We start from the raw sequence: 14217 nt of genomic DNA, 5'->3' as shown, positions 1-14217 counted from the left end.
GCTCTCAGAACAGGTCGACGTCGATTTCCATCAGCGTCTTCGCACCGGCACGGGCCATGCGGATTTGCGACGCGGTTTCCGGCAGCAGTTTGGCGAAGTAGAAACGCGCCGTGGCGAGCTTCGATTCGTAGAATTTGTCGCCGCTGCCTTGCTTGTCGAGCGCGATACGCGCCATACGCGCCCAGAAGTAGGCGAACACCAGATGGCCGACCACGCGCTGATACGGCACGGACGCCGCACCCACTTCGTCCGGATTCGCCATCGCCTTCATGCCGATTTCCATCGTCAGCTTCTGAACCTTGTCACCGATATCCGCGAGCGGATTGATGAACTCCTGCATGTCTTCCTTCGTGCCTTCGGCTTCAACGAAGTCCTGCACGAGCTTGCCGAACTTCTTGAGCTTCGCGCCCATGTCGCCGAGCACCTTGCGCCCGAGCAGGTCGAGTGCCTGAATCGAGTTGGTGCCCTCGTAGATCATGTTGATACGCGCGTCGCGCACGTACTGCTCCATTCCCCATTCGGAGATGAAACCGTGGCCGCCGTAAATCTGCATGGCGTGATTCGTACACTCGAAGGCGTTGTCCGTCAGGAATGCCTTGATGATCGGCGTGAGCAGCGCAACCAGATCGGCGGCTTCCTTACGCTCGGCTTCGTCGCCGTGCGAGAGCTCCTTGTCGATGTGCAGCGCAGTCCAGTAGGAGAACGCGCGGCCGCCTTCGACGTAGGCCTTCTGCGTGAGCAGCATGCGACGCACATCCGGATGCACGATGATCGGGTCGGCGGGCTTGTCCGGCGCCTTCGGGCCGGTGAGCGAGCGCATCTGAATGCGTTCCTTCGCGTACACCAGCGAGTTCTGATACGCGACTTCCGTGAGGCCCATGCCCTGCATGCCCACGCCCTGACGCGCAGCGTTCATCATCACGAACATCGCGTTCAGGCCCTTGTTCGGCTCACCGACGAGCCAGCCCTTCGCGCCGTCGAGGTTCATGACGCACGTGGCGTTACCGTGGATGCCCATCTTGTGTTCGATGGAGCCGCACTTGATACCGTTGCGCTCGCCCGGTGCGCCGTTCGCGTCGGGGATGAACTTCGGCACGACGAACAGCGAGATGCCCTTCGTTCCCGGCGGGGCATCCGGCAGACGCGCCAGCACGAGGTGGACGATGTTGGCGGCCATGTCGTGCTCGCCGGCCGAGATGAAGATCTTGGTGCCGGAGATGGCATACGCACCGTCGCCGGTGGGCTCGGCTTTCGTGCGCAGCATGCCCAGGTCGGTGCCGCAGTGCGGCTCGGTCAGGCACATCGTGCCCGTCCATTCGCCCGAGACGATCTTCGGCAGATAAGTGGCTTGTTGTTCGGGGGTGCCGTGGGCGTGCAGACACTCGTATGCGCCGTGCGACAGGCCGGGGTACATCGTCCACGCCTGATTGGCCGAGTTCAGCATTTCGTAAAGGGCGTTGTTCACGACCTGCGGCAATCCCTGACCGCCGAATTCCGGATCGCAGGCCAGCGAGGGCCAGCCGGCTTCGACATATTGCTGGTAGGCCGCCTTGAAGCCTGACGGCGTGGTGACGACACCGTCACCCTCGTACTTGCAGCCGTCGCGATCGCCCACCTGATTGAGCGGGAAGATCACTTCGCTACAGAACTTGCCGGCTTCTTCGAGCACCTGATTGATGGTGTCGGCATCGATGTCCGCGTGTTTCGGCATCGCCTTCAATTCGTTTTCCACGCCCAGCAGTTCGTGCATCACGAATTGCATGTCGCGCAGCGGCGCGTTGTACTGTCCCATGACCTACTCCTCCGAACAAATCGAATCGAATCGCGGACGGCTCGCGCCTCACCCGCGCTGATAAGACGAAATCAGTTTTTCCAGTGCCACCCGGGTCATTTCGACGGCGCCTGGCTCCCGAAGGAAACGCGCGTCGTGATGCAGGCCGAGTGTCAGGCTGTACATTTCGAAGAGCATCAGACGCGGATCGGTGTCCGCACGCAGATGTCCCTCCTCCTTCGCTTGCGTAATCGCGCGCAGCAAGGCAGATCGCCACAACCGCACACTCTTGACCAAAGCTTCACGCACCGGACTCGCCGCGCGGTCGTCGTACTCGACGGCGCCGCTGATATAGATGCAGCCCGTCGTGACTTCGCGAATACGTTTGTCCATCCAGCGATCCACCAGCGCTCTGAGTCGCGGCAAGCCGCGTGGCGCTTCCATGCTCGGAGCGAACACTTCCGCTTCGAAGCGCCGGTGGTATTCCACCAGCACCTCGATCTGCAAATCCTCACGCGACCCGAAGTGCGCGAAGACGCCGCTCTTGCTCATTTGCATACGATCGGCCAGCAAGCCGATCGTCAGCCCTTCAAGTCCATCCCGCCCCGCCAGCTCCAGCGCGGCATTCAGGATCGCGGCACGTGTCTGTTCACCCTTACGCATATGTTTTGCATCGCTTTGGTTATCCGTTCTCCGATGCTAACCAAAAAATCGAACGGCCGTCCTATTATTGGGAAACGTCCATGGCGTCACAAGGAATTTATTAGATCGGAATACCTAATCGGTATTGGGTGACGGACGAGCGTGCGCGGGCCGCCGGACAAGGGCTGGGCCGGGTGACGGACGTCGGGACGGTGTCATCTCGGACGCGTATGCGGCGCGTGCCGCGGGGAGGCGTTGCGGGGGGTATCGAGCGCCTGAAGCGGTCGAATGGCGGGCCGGTCCTGCGTGTGCCCGCCGCCGGTCAGTCGTATTTGCCGCGCGTGAGGACCTTCATGGCGAGACGATAGAGCCGGTACGCCGTCCACTGGCGAAAGCGTCGCCAGCGCGAGCGCTCGCCGTAGCGCGCCGGGTCGATCTGGCGCGCCTGCGTGAAGGCTTCGCGAATGTGGTCGCGCAACTGGATGACGACTGGATCGTCGAGCACGACCACATTGGCTTCGTGGTTCAAGAACAGGGACAGGGCATCGAGATTCGACGACCCGACCGTCGCCCAGATATCGTCGACGACGGCCACCTTGCCGTGCAATTGCCGCATATCGTACTCGGCGATGCGCACGCCGGCGTCGAGCAATTTGGCGTACAGCCAGGGCACGGCGGTATCGAGCAGACGAAATTCCTTGCGGCCGATGAGCAGATGCACGGCCACGCCGCGCCGGGCTGCCTGTGTCAGCGCACGTCGCAGCCGTCGGCCCGGCACGAAGTAAGGGTTGGCGAGCCAGACCTCATGACGCGCACGTCCCAACGCCATCAGATAGGCTTTCTCGACGGCCCGACGATTGTGAAGGTTGTCACGGGCGACGAAGGCCGCTTGCCCGGCGTAAGGGGCGTGCAGGCGACCGCGTTGCCCCCGACGCCGATGCCGAAACGGCGTACCCAGATACCCCGGCGCCAGACGCACCCACTGAATGTGAAACGCCGTCGCGATCTCGGCAACGATCGGCCCGCGGCACTGCACCGCGAAATCCCAGCGCGGATCGTCCATGCGCACGCCGCCACCGCCGTTGTGGTCGTCGATGATGTTGATGCCGCCGACGAACGCCACTTCACGATCGACGATCGCGATCTTGCGATGCGTGCGCGAGAAACCGAACTTGCCGAACAGATGCGGGTTGTAGACGCGATGCATCACGCCGCACTCGCGCCACGACTCGATGTACGGCAATCGCCGGCTCGTCCCGACGCCGTCCGTAATCACCCGCACCTTGACGCCGCGCTCTGCGGCCCGGCGCAGCGCGGCGGAAACGTTCTCGCCGGCATCGTCCGCCTCGAAGATGTACGTCTCGAGCGCCACATCGTGCTTCGCGGCGTCGATAGCGGCAATGAGCGCAGTGAAGTAATGCTCGCCGAGATAGAGCAGCGCCAGTTGGTTATCGTGGGAGAAAGGCAGGTACTTGCTCATCGTCAATGATTCGGATCACGAATTAACTACTGACGAAGGGCTGACGAACCCGCAACGGCAATTGCCGGATGGCGTCGCCGTTCGAGGGAGAGAAACAACGCGCGGCGGCCTGCTCCCAGGGCAACCAGACGTGATTGACGTGTTCTCGCGGCGATAGCGTCACCGGTGTGTTTTCCGGCACGCAAAGCCCGAACCAATGCTCGGTATTGCGCGTCACGCCGGGGGCGTAGCGATGCGCCCAGCGCGGGTAGATGTTGTATTGAATCTGATGATGCCAGTCGGTCAGCGCCGTCTCGGGCACCAGCGTGCCGTTCGCCACGCGGATGCCCGTCTCCTCGAACACTTCGCGCACGGCCGTCTCGGCCAGCGGCTCGTCGAGCCGGTCCTTGCTGCCGGTGACCGATTGCCAGAAATTCCCGGCGTCGGCGCGCTCGATGAGCAGAACGTCGAGCGCCGGTGTGTAAATCACGACGAGCACGGATTCGGGAATTTTGAAGGGCTTCATGCAGGCAACCGGGTTCATGCGGCGATGACGACAATGTCGACGATGATGCATTGTATCGGGCATGCACGACGTTGCGGCGTCCCTATCCCCAACATCACGGCACGCACTGCCATCGCGTGGCGTCGCCCGACATTGCCCCAGCCCCTACTGCCCCAGCGCGCCCCCGCGCGCGCTCAAACCTTACGATAAAACAAACCCCCCTCGCCTGACGGCAGAGGGGGTTTCGCTGCGGCGTTGCGCGCGACGCCGGAACAGTCGTTCCGGCGTTGGCGCGCCGATCCGATATCGATCCGATATCGACCCGACGGCTTAGACCTTCGGCGCTTCGGTCTGACGCAGGCGGATGTGCAGGTCGCGCAGTTGACGCTCGTCCACCGCCGACGGCGCTTGCGTGAGCAGATCCTGCGCACGTTGCGTCTTCGGGAAGGCGATCACGTCGCGAATCGAGTCGGCGCCGGCCATCATCGTGATGACGCGGTCCAGACCGAAGGCGATACCGCCGTGCGGGGGCGCGCCGTATTGCAGCGCGTCGAGCAGGAAGCCGAACTTCGCGCGAGCTTCTTCCTCACCCAGCTTGAGCGCACGGAACACCTTGCTCTGCACTTCTTCCTGGAAGATACGCACCGAACCGCCGCCGATTTCCCAACCGTTGAGCACCATATCGTAAGCCTTCGCCAGGCACTTGCCCGGGTCGGTCTCGAGATAGTCGATGTGCTCGTCCTTCGGGCTCGTGAACGGGTGATGGCAAGCGACCCAGCGAGCGTCTTCCTCGTCGTACTCGAACATCGGGAAGTCGACAACCCACAGCGGGCGCCAGCCGGCTTCGAACAGGCCGTGAGCCTTGCCGAATTCCGAATGACCGATCTTCAGACGCAGCGCGCCGATACCGTCGTTGACGACCTTGGCCTTGTCCGCGCCGAAGAAAATGATGTCGCCGTCCTGCGCGCCGGTGCGCTCGAGGATCGAAGCGATCGCGGCGTCGTGCAGGTTCTTCACGATCGGGCTTTGCAGACCGTCGCGGCCCTTGGCGACTTCATTGACCTTGATCCAGGCCAGACCCTTCGCGCCGTAGATCTTCACGAAGTCGGTGTAGGCGTCGATTTCGCTACGCGAGATCTCCGCACCGCCCGGCACACGCAGGGCGACCACACGGCCGCCTTCGGTCGTCGCCGGCACCGAGAAGACCTTGAAGTCCACATCGGCCATCACATCGGTCAGTTCGGTGAATTCGAGCTTCACGCGCAGATCCGGCTTGTCCGAACCGAAGCGACGCATCGCTTCGGCGTATTCCATCACCGGCACCTTCGCGTCGAGATCGACGTCGATGGCTTCCTTGAACACGTGACGCACCATGTTCTCGAACAGATCGCGGATTTCCTGCTCCGAGAGGAACGAAGTCTCGCAGTCGATCTGCGTGAATTCCGGCTGACGGTCGGCACGCAGGTCTTCGTCGCGGAAGCACTTGGTGATCTGATAGTAACGGTCGAAGCCGGCCACCATCAGCAACTGCTTGAACAACTGTGGCGACTGCGGCAGCGCGAAGAACATGCCGGCGTTCACACGCGACGGCACGAGATAGTCGCGCGCGCCTTCCGGGGTGCTCTTCGTGAGCATCGGCGTTTCGATGTCGATGAAGCCCTGCGCGTCGAGATACTTGCGCACTTCCATCGCCACCTTGTAACGCAGGCGCAGGTTGTATTGCATTTGCGGACGACGCAGGTCCAGCACGCGATGCGTGAGGCGCGTGGTTTCCGACAGGTTTTCGTCGTCGAGCTGGAACGGGGGCGTGACCGACGGGTTGAGCACCTGGAGTTCGTGGCAGAGCACTTCGATCTTGCCGCTCGTCAGGTTGGCGTTCTCGGTGCCGGCCGGACGGCTGCGCACCAGGCCCGTGATCTGCACGCAGAATTCATTGCGCAGGCCTTCGGCGGCCTTGAACATCTCCGCGCGGTCCGGATCGCACACGACCTGCACCAGACCCTCGCGATCGCGCAGGTCGATGAAGATGACCCCGCCGTGATCACGGCGGCGATTGACCCAGCCACAAAGCTTGACCGTTTGGCCCAGTTGTTGCTCGGTCACCAGACCGCAGTAGGAGGTACGCATGGACATTTTGCTGTTCCGATTTTCAAAAAATGGCGTCGACAGATCCCGGTGACTCAAAGGAGCGGGCCGGGACGTTGCTGGCGCGGGTTGTGGGCGGGCGCCACCACGCCCATCGATACGATGTACTTCAGTGCGGCATCGACCGTCATGTCGAGTTCGATGACGTCGCTCGCCTTCATCATCAGGAAGAAGCCTGACGTCGGGTTCGGTGTCGTCGGGACATAGACGCTCACGTAATCGCCCTGCAAGTGATTGACGACATCGCCGCCCGGCGCGCCGGTCAGGAAGGCGATGGTCCACGACTCTCCGTGCGGATACCGCACGAGCAACGCCTTGCGAAACGCGTTGCCGTTGCTCGAGAGCAACGTATCGGAGACCTGCTTGACGCTGCCGTACAAGGGTCCAACGATGGGAATGCGCGTCAGAATGGCTTCCCACCAGCCGACCAGCTTCTGGCCAATGAAATTATGCGCCAGAAGGCCGACCACGAACACGAATGCGAGCGTGACCACCACGCCGAAGCCCGGCACGCGCATGCCGAGCAGGCGCGACGGCTGCCACTCGTCCGGCAGCAGCAACAAGGTCTGATCCATCGTGCCGATGATCAGACCCAGCACCCAAAGCGTGATGGCGAGGGGCACCAGCACCAGCAGGCCGGTGAGGAAAATCGTCTTCAACGCGGGTTTTTTGACGCTCATGGCAGGACTCGCGAATATGGGGCGGCTACTGGGTCAGCGGGCGAAACGTGAAAGCGGTACTGAATGCTATCGGGTAATGATGACGTGTCGGGCGCGTGCGGCACGTCGGGTCATGCGATCCGGCTCAGTGGCAGGCGCAACCGCCGCCGCAGCTTGCCGCAGGGGCGCTCGACGATTCACCGCCCGACGCAGCGGACGCCGCGGACGAAGAAGCGGGCGCAGCAGACGAAGCCGCCGAAGCACTCTCACCGGACGAGGCTGCCGGGCCGGACGCCGTTGCGCTCGCGCCGCCGGAACCGCCACGGAAGTCGGTCACATACCACCCCGAGCCCTTGAGCTGGAACCCGGCCGCCGTTACCTGCTTGCGAAACGTGTCCTTGCCGCATTCCGGGCACTGGGAGAGCGGATCGTCGCTCATTTTTTGCAGCACATCCTTGGCGAAACCGCATGTTTCGCAACGATAGGCATAGATAGGCATGATTCTTTCCGACGGAAAAAGGCGCGCAAAGCCTTGAATTATAACCGCTTCACAAGGCTTTCGGGATTTGTACGGTGATATATGGGGTTGGCGGCGCGCAAGATCAAGGCCGGACATTACCGCATTCAACGTATCCGGCCCCACCACGAAAGGCAAAGGGCGACCGCCGCCGCCCTTTCCCTCATTTCAGCCCGTTCCCGATTCAGCAAGCCCGATGGCCCCGATGTCGATCCGACGGACTCCAGCAGCCGAGCGAGCGCTCACCTCCCGGGCTGCCTCGGTCGGGCCTTCAGATGACTCAGATCGTCGAGACCCGCTCCGGCGGCTGACCACGCTCCGATGCGGGTTGCAGCAGCGACCCCAGGACCATGCCCGCAATCGACGCCAGCAGACCGGCCAGTTGCGGCGGCACGAGCGCCTCGGGCGCCAACGCCTCGCAGGCGATCCACACGATCAGCCCGAAGAACACGGACAGCGTGCCGCCCAGCGAGCTGGAGCGCTTCCAGTACAAACCGAACGCCAGCGGCACGAAGCAGCACACCAGCGTGACCTTGTAGGCGCTCTCGACCATCTGGAAAATCGACGCCTTCGAATTCAGCGCATACACCAGCACCAGCGCGGTGAAGCACAGCACGACGATACGCATCAGACGCAGCAGGTGTTTGTCGTCGATACGTCCCTTGAGCATCGGCCGGACGATGTTCTCCGCGAACGTCACCGACGGTGCGAGCAACGTGGCCGACGCGCAGCTCTTGATGGCCGAGAGCAGTGCGCCGAAGAACATTACCTGCGCGACGATCGGCACGCTGGTGAGCACCAACTGCGGCAAGATCTGCTGCGGATCGCTGCCGATGTACTTGTTCACCATCGACGGCGCGATCAGCAGTGCCGAGTACGCGAGGAAAATCGGAATGAACGTAAAGAAGAAGTACAGCACGCCGCCCGTCACCGAACCGGAGACCGCAATGTTCTCCGACTTCGACGACATCACGCGCTGAAACACGTCCTGCTGGGGAATCGACCCGAACATCATTGTCACGCCCGCCGCGATGAAGGCCAGGACATCCGCCGGATTCATCTCGGGCAGGAACACGAACTTGCCGGCCTGCGACGCATGCGCGATCACGGCTTCCGCCCCGCCCGGCACCATGCCCGACACGACAACGGCGATATACACCAGCCCCACGACGATGATGATCATCTGGATGAAGTCGGTCACGGCCACCGAGATCATGCCGCCCAGCAGCGTGTAGGCGAGCACCGAGACGGCGCCGATGATCATGCCTGTCGGCTCCGACATCGCCCCGCCCGACACCGTGTGGAAGACCAGCCCCAGCGCTTTGATCTGCGCGCCGACCCAGCCGAGGTACGAGATCACGATCGCGATCGACGTCACCACTTCGACGGTGCGGTTGTACTTGAGCTTGTAGAAGTCGCCGATCGTCATGAGGTTCATGCGATACAGCTTGCGGGCGAAGAACATGCCCACGAGAACCAGACACATCGAGGAGCCGAACGGATCTGCCACCACACCGCGCAGCCCTTCGCCGATGAAGGTGGCGGGAATGCCCAGCACGGCTTCCGACCCGAACCACGTGGCGAACACCACGGCCACGACCATGCCGTAAGGCAGACGGCGACCGGCGACGGTGAAATCCTTGGTATTGCGGACCTTGAGGGCGGCCAACAGCCCGATGGCCACCGAAATGACCCAATACAGAATGACAAACCAGATCAGCATAACGCGGCCCCAGCCAAGCCCCAGGGCGACGGATGCCGGCCGGAATCGTCAGTGGCGGTCGCGATTCGGCCGCATGGAGCCGCCGCGCAAGCCAACGAAACCGAGCCTTGGGCCGCAGCCTTCCGGGCAACAGAAAATCAGGTCGTGCATGACGGGGCTGATGCGATTCAGCGCTCGGGGGCGCCCGTTTTTGCCACCTGGCGAAAAAATTTTGGGCCGATTATAGCGGCGTGAGAGACCCGCGGGGAAAAAAGTCACAAATCCCCCAAGCGGTCATGACGAATCTCCTTAGATGCCCGTCGATGCCGGTCAATACCGGCGGCTGTCGGGACGTTACGCACAGTTCGTATCCGTACCCGCGTGTGGCGTACGTCCAACACCGGGAGCGCTGCCCGCCATCGCGACAGCAGTTCGCCGGTTCAGCGACGTCGCCAGACCATCCAGTGTTCCGCACCGGCGAAAACCGGCACCGAGTCGTCGATGGGCCACGCGTCCTCACAAACGAAGTCCGCCGAGAGCAGCGCGTCGAGGCCGTCTCGGCCTATGCCGAACGGCGGCCCCTTCGGCGTTTCTCTCAGAAAGAAAAATCCAGCCAGACGCGCACCCGACGGCAGCAATTGCGCCATCCGCTGCGCGTAGTCCTGCCAGAGGTTGCGCGGCAAGGCGCAGAGGAATGCCCGTTCGTAGACCACGTCGGGCGTGAACGGCGGCATATAGGTGAAAAAATCGGCGTGTTCGACAAGCGATGCGCGCGGCCCCAACTGCGCTTTGGCCGACTCCACGGCCACCGGCGAGAAGTCGATGGCCCGCACCGGCCAGCCCTGCGCGTCGAGCCACGCGGCTTCGTGTGCGGCGCCGCAGCCCGGGATCAGCGTAGCGCGCGGCACGCCCTCACCCGCCACGAAGTCCTGCAACGCTTTCGGCACGCCGGCAGCATCCCAAGGCATGAACGCGTTGGCAAAACGCTCGTCCCAGAACTCCGCGCGCGACGGATCGCGATTGGCGAACGACGGCACATTCCCCGTCTCGAGATTTAGCTTGTCCTTCACCATGTTCCCCAGCGCATCATCGGGTACCTCATCATGCGTCTCGACGGACATCCGGCGCCCCCTTGAGACCACGATGCTCCTCTCGCTCATGAAGCTCACGAGGCTCGGCGCCATCGGCGTCACGTTTCATTGCATCGTTCATCTCGCCTTCCCGTTTGCCCGTCTGCCCGTCTGCCCGTCTGCCCGTTTGCCCGGCATCCTGCCGCGTGATCCGCTCGCGCCTTCGACGCCGTCAGGTGTACAGCCAGACGAACGCCGTCAGCACGCCGACGGCGATACCGCCCACCAGACAGAACGCGCCGGTCAGCAGACGGTTCGTGCGACGTTGCTCCTGAAGCAACGCTAGCAGCAGCGTGTCGTCCTGCGGGCGTGCATGTGCGGCCAGCGCCTGATGGATGAGACGCGGCAACTGCGGCATCGTCTTGCTCCATTGCGGCGCCTCGGCCTTCAGGCGCTCCAGCCAGCCGCGCGGCCCGATCTGCTCGGCCATCCAGCGCTCCAGGAACGGCTTGGCGGTCTTCCACAGATCCAGGTCGGGATCGAGCTGACGTCCCAGCCCCTCGATATTGAGCAGCGTTTTTTGCAGCAGCACGAGCTGCGGCTGAATCTCGACGTTGAAACGGCGCGACGTCTGGAACAGCCGCATGAGCACCAGCCCCAGCGAAATCTCCTTGAGCGGCCGATCGAAATACGGCTCGCACACCGCGCGAATCGCCCCCTCCAACTCCTCGACACGCGTATCCGGCGGCACCCATCCCGACTCCAGATGCAGCGACGCCACGCGGTGATAGTCGCGCCGGAAGAACGCAAGGAAGTTCTGTGCCAGATAGTTCTTGTCGAATTCGGACAACGCCCCCACGATGCCGCAATCGAGCGCGATGTAACGGCCGAACGTTGCGGGGTCGAGGCTGACGAGAATGTTGCCCGGGTGCATGTCGGCGTGGAAGAAGCCGTCGCGCAGGAACTGCGTGAAGAAGATTTCGACGCCTTCGCGCGCCAGCTTCTTCAGATCGACGCCGGCTTCGCGCAGCACCTCGATCTGACTGATCGGCACGCCGTGCATGCGCTCCATCACGAGCACCGAGCTGGAACTGAACTCCCAGTAAATCTCCGGGACCATCAGCATGCCGGAGTCGATGAAATTGCGGCGAAGCTGCGCCGCATTCGCGGCTTCGCGCATCAGGTCGAGTTCGTCGTGCAGATACTTGTCGAACTCGGCGACCACCTCGCGCGGCTTGAGCCGCTTGCCGTCCGGCCACAGACGCTCCACCCAGCCGGCCAGATCGCGCATGAGCGCCAGATCGCTGTCGATCACCCCGAGCATGTTCGGCCGCAGCACCTTGACTGCGACTTCCTTGCCCGCATGCTCGCCATCGCGAATACGGGCGAAATGCACCTGCGCGATCGAGGCGCTGGCCACGGGCGTGCGCTCGAACTCCACGAACACTTCGTCGAGCGGACGCCCGAGCGACTTCTCGATGCTCGCATGCGCCACCTGCGGATCGAACGGCGGCACCTGATCCTGCAACCGGGCGAGTTCCTGTGCGATGTCCGGCGGCATCAGATCGCGACGCGTGGAGAGCACCTGGCCGAACTTCACGAAGATCGGCCCGAGCGACTCGAGCGCCAGTCGCAGGCGCTCGCCACGCGGCGCCCTCAGACCGCTGCGTCCGAACGAGAGTACGCGCAGCAGCGCGCGCGCGATGGGATGAGGGATGCTCGAGAGCACCAGTTCGTCGAGGCCGTATCGATAGCAGACGAGGACAATCTTGATGAGACGCAGAAGACGCATCGGTCAACGGCCTCCGGTAGTGCGGGACGCCGGGGCTGCCTGACGCTCCAGCTTCTCGATACGCTTCTCGAGTCGCGCCAGATCGTCGCGCAGCGTCCCGATGTCGCTGCGCATCGCGTCAAGGCGCGGGCGTGCCACGAGCATCGGATTCTCCTCCACGAGGAAATCGGCCAGCGAGCGCGCCAGCGTGCCGCCCGTGCGGCGCGCGCCGGCTACGGCCGCCTTGCCCGTTTCGGTCACACGATGTGCGGCCGCATCGCCGATGATCTTGCTGAGGTCTTCGGCGATTTCCCAGCGCAGATGCTGGGCGAGATACGAGACGGTGTTGGCGAATTCGGCGTCGCCTTCAATCTTGACGTGACGCATCACGGCGGCCTGCCCACCGCCCGCGAAGTCGGCCAGCGCCGCCGGGGGCACCGAGATGCTGACATCGCAGGGGAAATCGGCCTCGGCGGCGGCCAGATAGCCGTCGTCTGCCACGCGCACACGCAGATCGATCGGGGACATGGCCAGCCGGGCGGAGGCGCCGATGTGGTGACGCAGGCGGTCGCGTGCCCACGGTTCCCGGGCAAGCAAGTGGTTCACGGTGGCGGCAAAGGCTTTGGCGGCTACGGTCATGAGCTTGGCGGCCGGCCGGTGCAGAACACCGGTCGCACCGAAAGACGCCGCCCGTCAACAACCTTCGGACGGCAAAAAACAAAAGAGCCCGCGCTTCAAACGCGGGCTCTCATTGTAAGGCAGGTTACGGGAAAAACGTCGCCAGCTTAGCTGAGCTGCTGAATCCCGGCGAGCACCCAGCCACCGTTACCGGTCACCGGCTTGGTCAGGTTCCACACTTCGTTGAACGGCTCGGCGGCACCGCCTTCGGTCTCGCGGATCAGGCCCGAGAAGCGCACGCTCGCCATGTACTCGCTGGTCGATTGCTCGATGCCGAGCAGTTCGGCGTCCAGTTGCACGACGTCCGTACGGTTGGTCGACTTGCCGCGCTCTTCGAGGTCCATCTTGATTTCCGCGAACATCTGCGGCGTGGTGAACTCGTTGATGTCGGCCTGATCGCCCTTGTCCCAGGCGGCTTGCAGACGGTTGAAGTACACCTTGGCGCTGCGCAGGAAGCCTTCCGTGTCGAAACCGGCCGGCACACCGAACGACTCAGTGGCGGCGGCGCCGGCCGCTGCGCCGGCGGCGGCCGGCAGGGCCGAGGCGCCCGACGGGTAAGCCTGGCCCGACGGTTGGCCCGACGGCTGGTTCGACGACTGGTTATCCCACGACTGACGCAGCGAGTGGTTCGACGACGCGTCGTTACCTGCGCCGGCATACGCCGGCGTTTGCGACTGCGACTTATTGCCGCGGAAACGTCGGATGAGCCACATCACGGCGAAAGCGATCAACGCGATGATGATCACGTTGGCCATCATGCTGGCGAACGCGCCACCCATGCCGAAGTGCGACAACAGCGCTGCAATACCGAGACCGGCAGCCAGACCGGCGATCGGCCCAAGCCATCGGTTGGCCGGCTTGGCGGCGGCTGCCGCGCCTGCACCGGCGGCACCTGCGCCGGCCGCAGCCGGCGCTGCCTGATTCGGGGCAGCGCCCGGGGCGGCTTGCGCCGGCTGTTGCGGCGTTGCCTGACGTTGCGTCACGGTGTTGGACTGCTTGCCGATGCTCCGGCCGCCGCCAACGCGCTTGGCGTCGGCGTCCGCGATCGTCATGCCGACCGCCACTACGCCGGCCACAACGCCCAACAACAGCTTGTTTTTCAGGAACTGGAACATCGTTCTGGTCTCTCCGTGGAGTAATAGGTTTCAGTCTACTGACAGACGTCGACCCAAATGGTTCAGCCGCTTTTTACGTACTGAAACCAGATAAGGCGAGGGCCGATTCTGCCACAGCAAAATTAGCTTGTACTTAGGGCTTTCCAGACAAAACGCCCCGGGCGCGGAGAACGTCCGCTATCC

12 protein-coding genes are annotated in these 14217 nt (G+C 63.4%); all 12 read right to left on the bottom strand.

Features of this window, described 5'->3' with window-relative positions:
• Positions 1 to 4: 4 nt before the first annotated feature.
• The 12 genes from PAN31108_RS17555 to PAN31108_RS17500 all read right to left on the bottom strand — a co-directional run bounded on the left by PAN31108_RS17555 (position 5) and on the right by PAN31108_RS17500 (position 14034).
• Complete coding sequence (locus PAN31108_RS17555) at positions 5 to 1792, bottom strand: acyl-CoA dehydrogenase C-terminal domain-containing protein (protein WP_150670110.1); 1788 nt, start codon at positions 1790 to 1792, stop codon at positions 5 to 7.
• Positions 1793 to 1840: 48 nt separating this feature from the next.
• The gene (locus tag PAN31108_RS17550; RefSeq protein ID WP_150670109.1) at positions 1841 to 2434 is read right to left on the bottom strand and encodes a TetR/AcrR family transcriptional regulator; all 594 of its coding nucleotides are present in this window, start codon (positions 2432 to 2434) and stop codon (positions 1841 to 1843) included.
• Between the two features lie 301 nt (positions 2435 to 2735).
• Positions 2736 to 3893, bottom strand: a complete 1158-nt coding sequence (gene clsB, locus PAN31108_RS17545; protein ID WP_150670108.1) for a cardiolipin synthase ClsB — start codon at positions 3891 to 3893, stop codon at positions 2736 to 2738.
• Positions 3894 to 3915: 22 nt separating this feature from the next.
• Positions 3916 to 4398, bottom strand: a complete 483-nt coding sequence (gene nudB / locus PAN31108_RS17540) for a dihydroneopterin triphosphate diphosphatase (RefSeq protein ID WP_150670107.1) — start codon at positions 4396 to 4398, stop codon at positions 3916 to 3918.
• A 309-nt stretch (positions 4399 to 4707) separates the two neighbouring features.
• Entirely contained in the window at positions 4708 to 6510 is a 1803-nt protein-coding gene (aspS, locus tag PAN31108_RS17535) for an aspartate--tRNA ligase (protein ID WP_150670106.1), read from the bottom strand.
• Between the two features lie 47 nt (positions 6511 to 6557).
• Positions 6558 to 7202, bottom strand: a complete 645-nt coding sequence (locus PAN31108_RS17530; RefSeq protein ID WP_150670105.1) for a DUF502 domain-containing protein — start codon at positions 7200 to 7202, stop codon at positions 6558 to 6560.
• A gap of 124 nt (positions 7203 to 7326) precedes the next feature.
• Positions 7327 to 7680 (bottom strand): FmdB family zinc ribbon protein, encoded by a 354-nt coding sequence (locus PAN31108_RS17525; protein ID WP_150670104.1) that lies wholly within the window; start codon positions 7678 to 7680, stop codon positions 7327 to 7329.
• A gap of 298 nt (positions 7681 to 7978) precedes the next feature.
• Positions 7979 to 9421 carry a high affinity choline transporter 1 gene (locus PAN31108_RS17520; protein ID WP_150670103.1) on the bottom strand — a complete coding sequence of 481 codons (1443 nt, stop codon included), beginning with the start codon at positions 9419 to 9421 and terminating at the stop codon, positions 7979 to 7981.
• Between the two features lie 419 nt (positions 9422 to 9840).
• On the bottom strand, positions 9841 to 10473 hold the full coding sequence (locus tag PAN31108_RS17515; RefSeq protein WP_150670150.1) for a methyltransferase domain-containing protein: 633 nt from the start codon (positions 10471 to 10473) through the stop codon (positions 9841 to 9843).
• A gap of 229 nt (positions 10474 to 10702) precedes the next feature.
• Positions 10703 to 12262 carry a ubiquinone biosynthesis regulatory protein kinase UbiB gene (gene ubiB / locus PAN31108_RS17510; RefSeq protein ID WP_150670102.1) on the bottom strand — a complete coding sequence of 520 codons (1560 nt, stop codon included), beginning with the start codon at positions 12260 to 12262 and terminating at the stop codon, positions 10703 to 10705.
• A 3-nt stretch (positions 12263 to 12265) separates the two neighbouring features.
• Positions 12266 to 12880: a ubiquinone biosynthesis accessory factor UbiJ gene (locus PAN31108_RS17505; protein WP_150670101.1), complete on the bottom strand. Its 615-nt coding sequence runs from the start codon at positions 12878 to 12880 to the stop codon at positions 12266 to 12268.
• A 146-nt stretch (positions 12881 to 13026) separates the two neighbouring features.
• Positions 13027 to 14034 carry a Tim44 domain-containing protein gene (locus PAN31108_RS17500; protein WP_150670100.1) on the bottom strand — a complete coding sequence of 336 codons (1008 nt, stop codon included), beginning with the start codon at positions 14032 to 14034 and terminating at the stop codon, positions 13027 to 13029.
• Positions 14035 to 14217: the final 183 nt, after the last annotated feature.

The organism is Pandoraea anhela (assembly GCF_902459655.1).
In the GTDB taxonomy this organism is placed as follows: domain Bacteria; phylum Pseudomonadota; class Gammaproteobacteria; order Burkholderiales; family Burkholderiaceae; genus Pandoraea; species Pandoraea anhela.
Note: the sequence above shows the minus strand (reverse complement) of the source record. Positions and strands in the feature narration are given on the sequence as shown.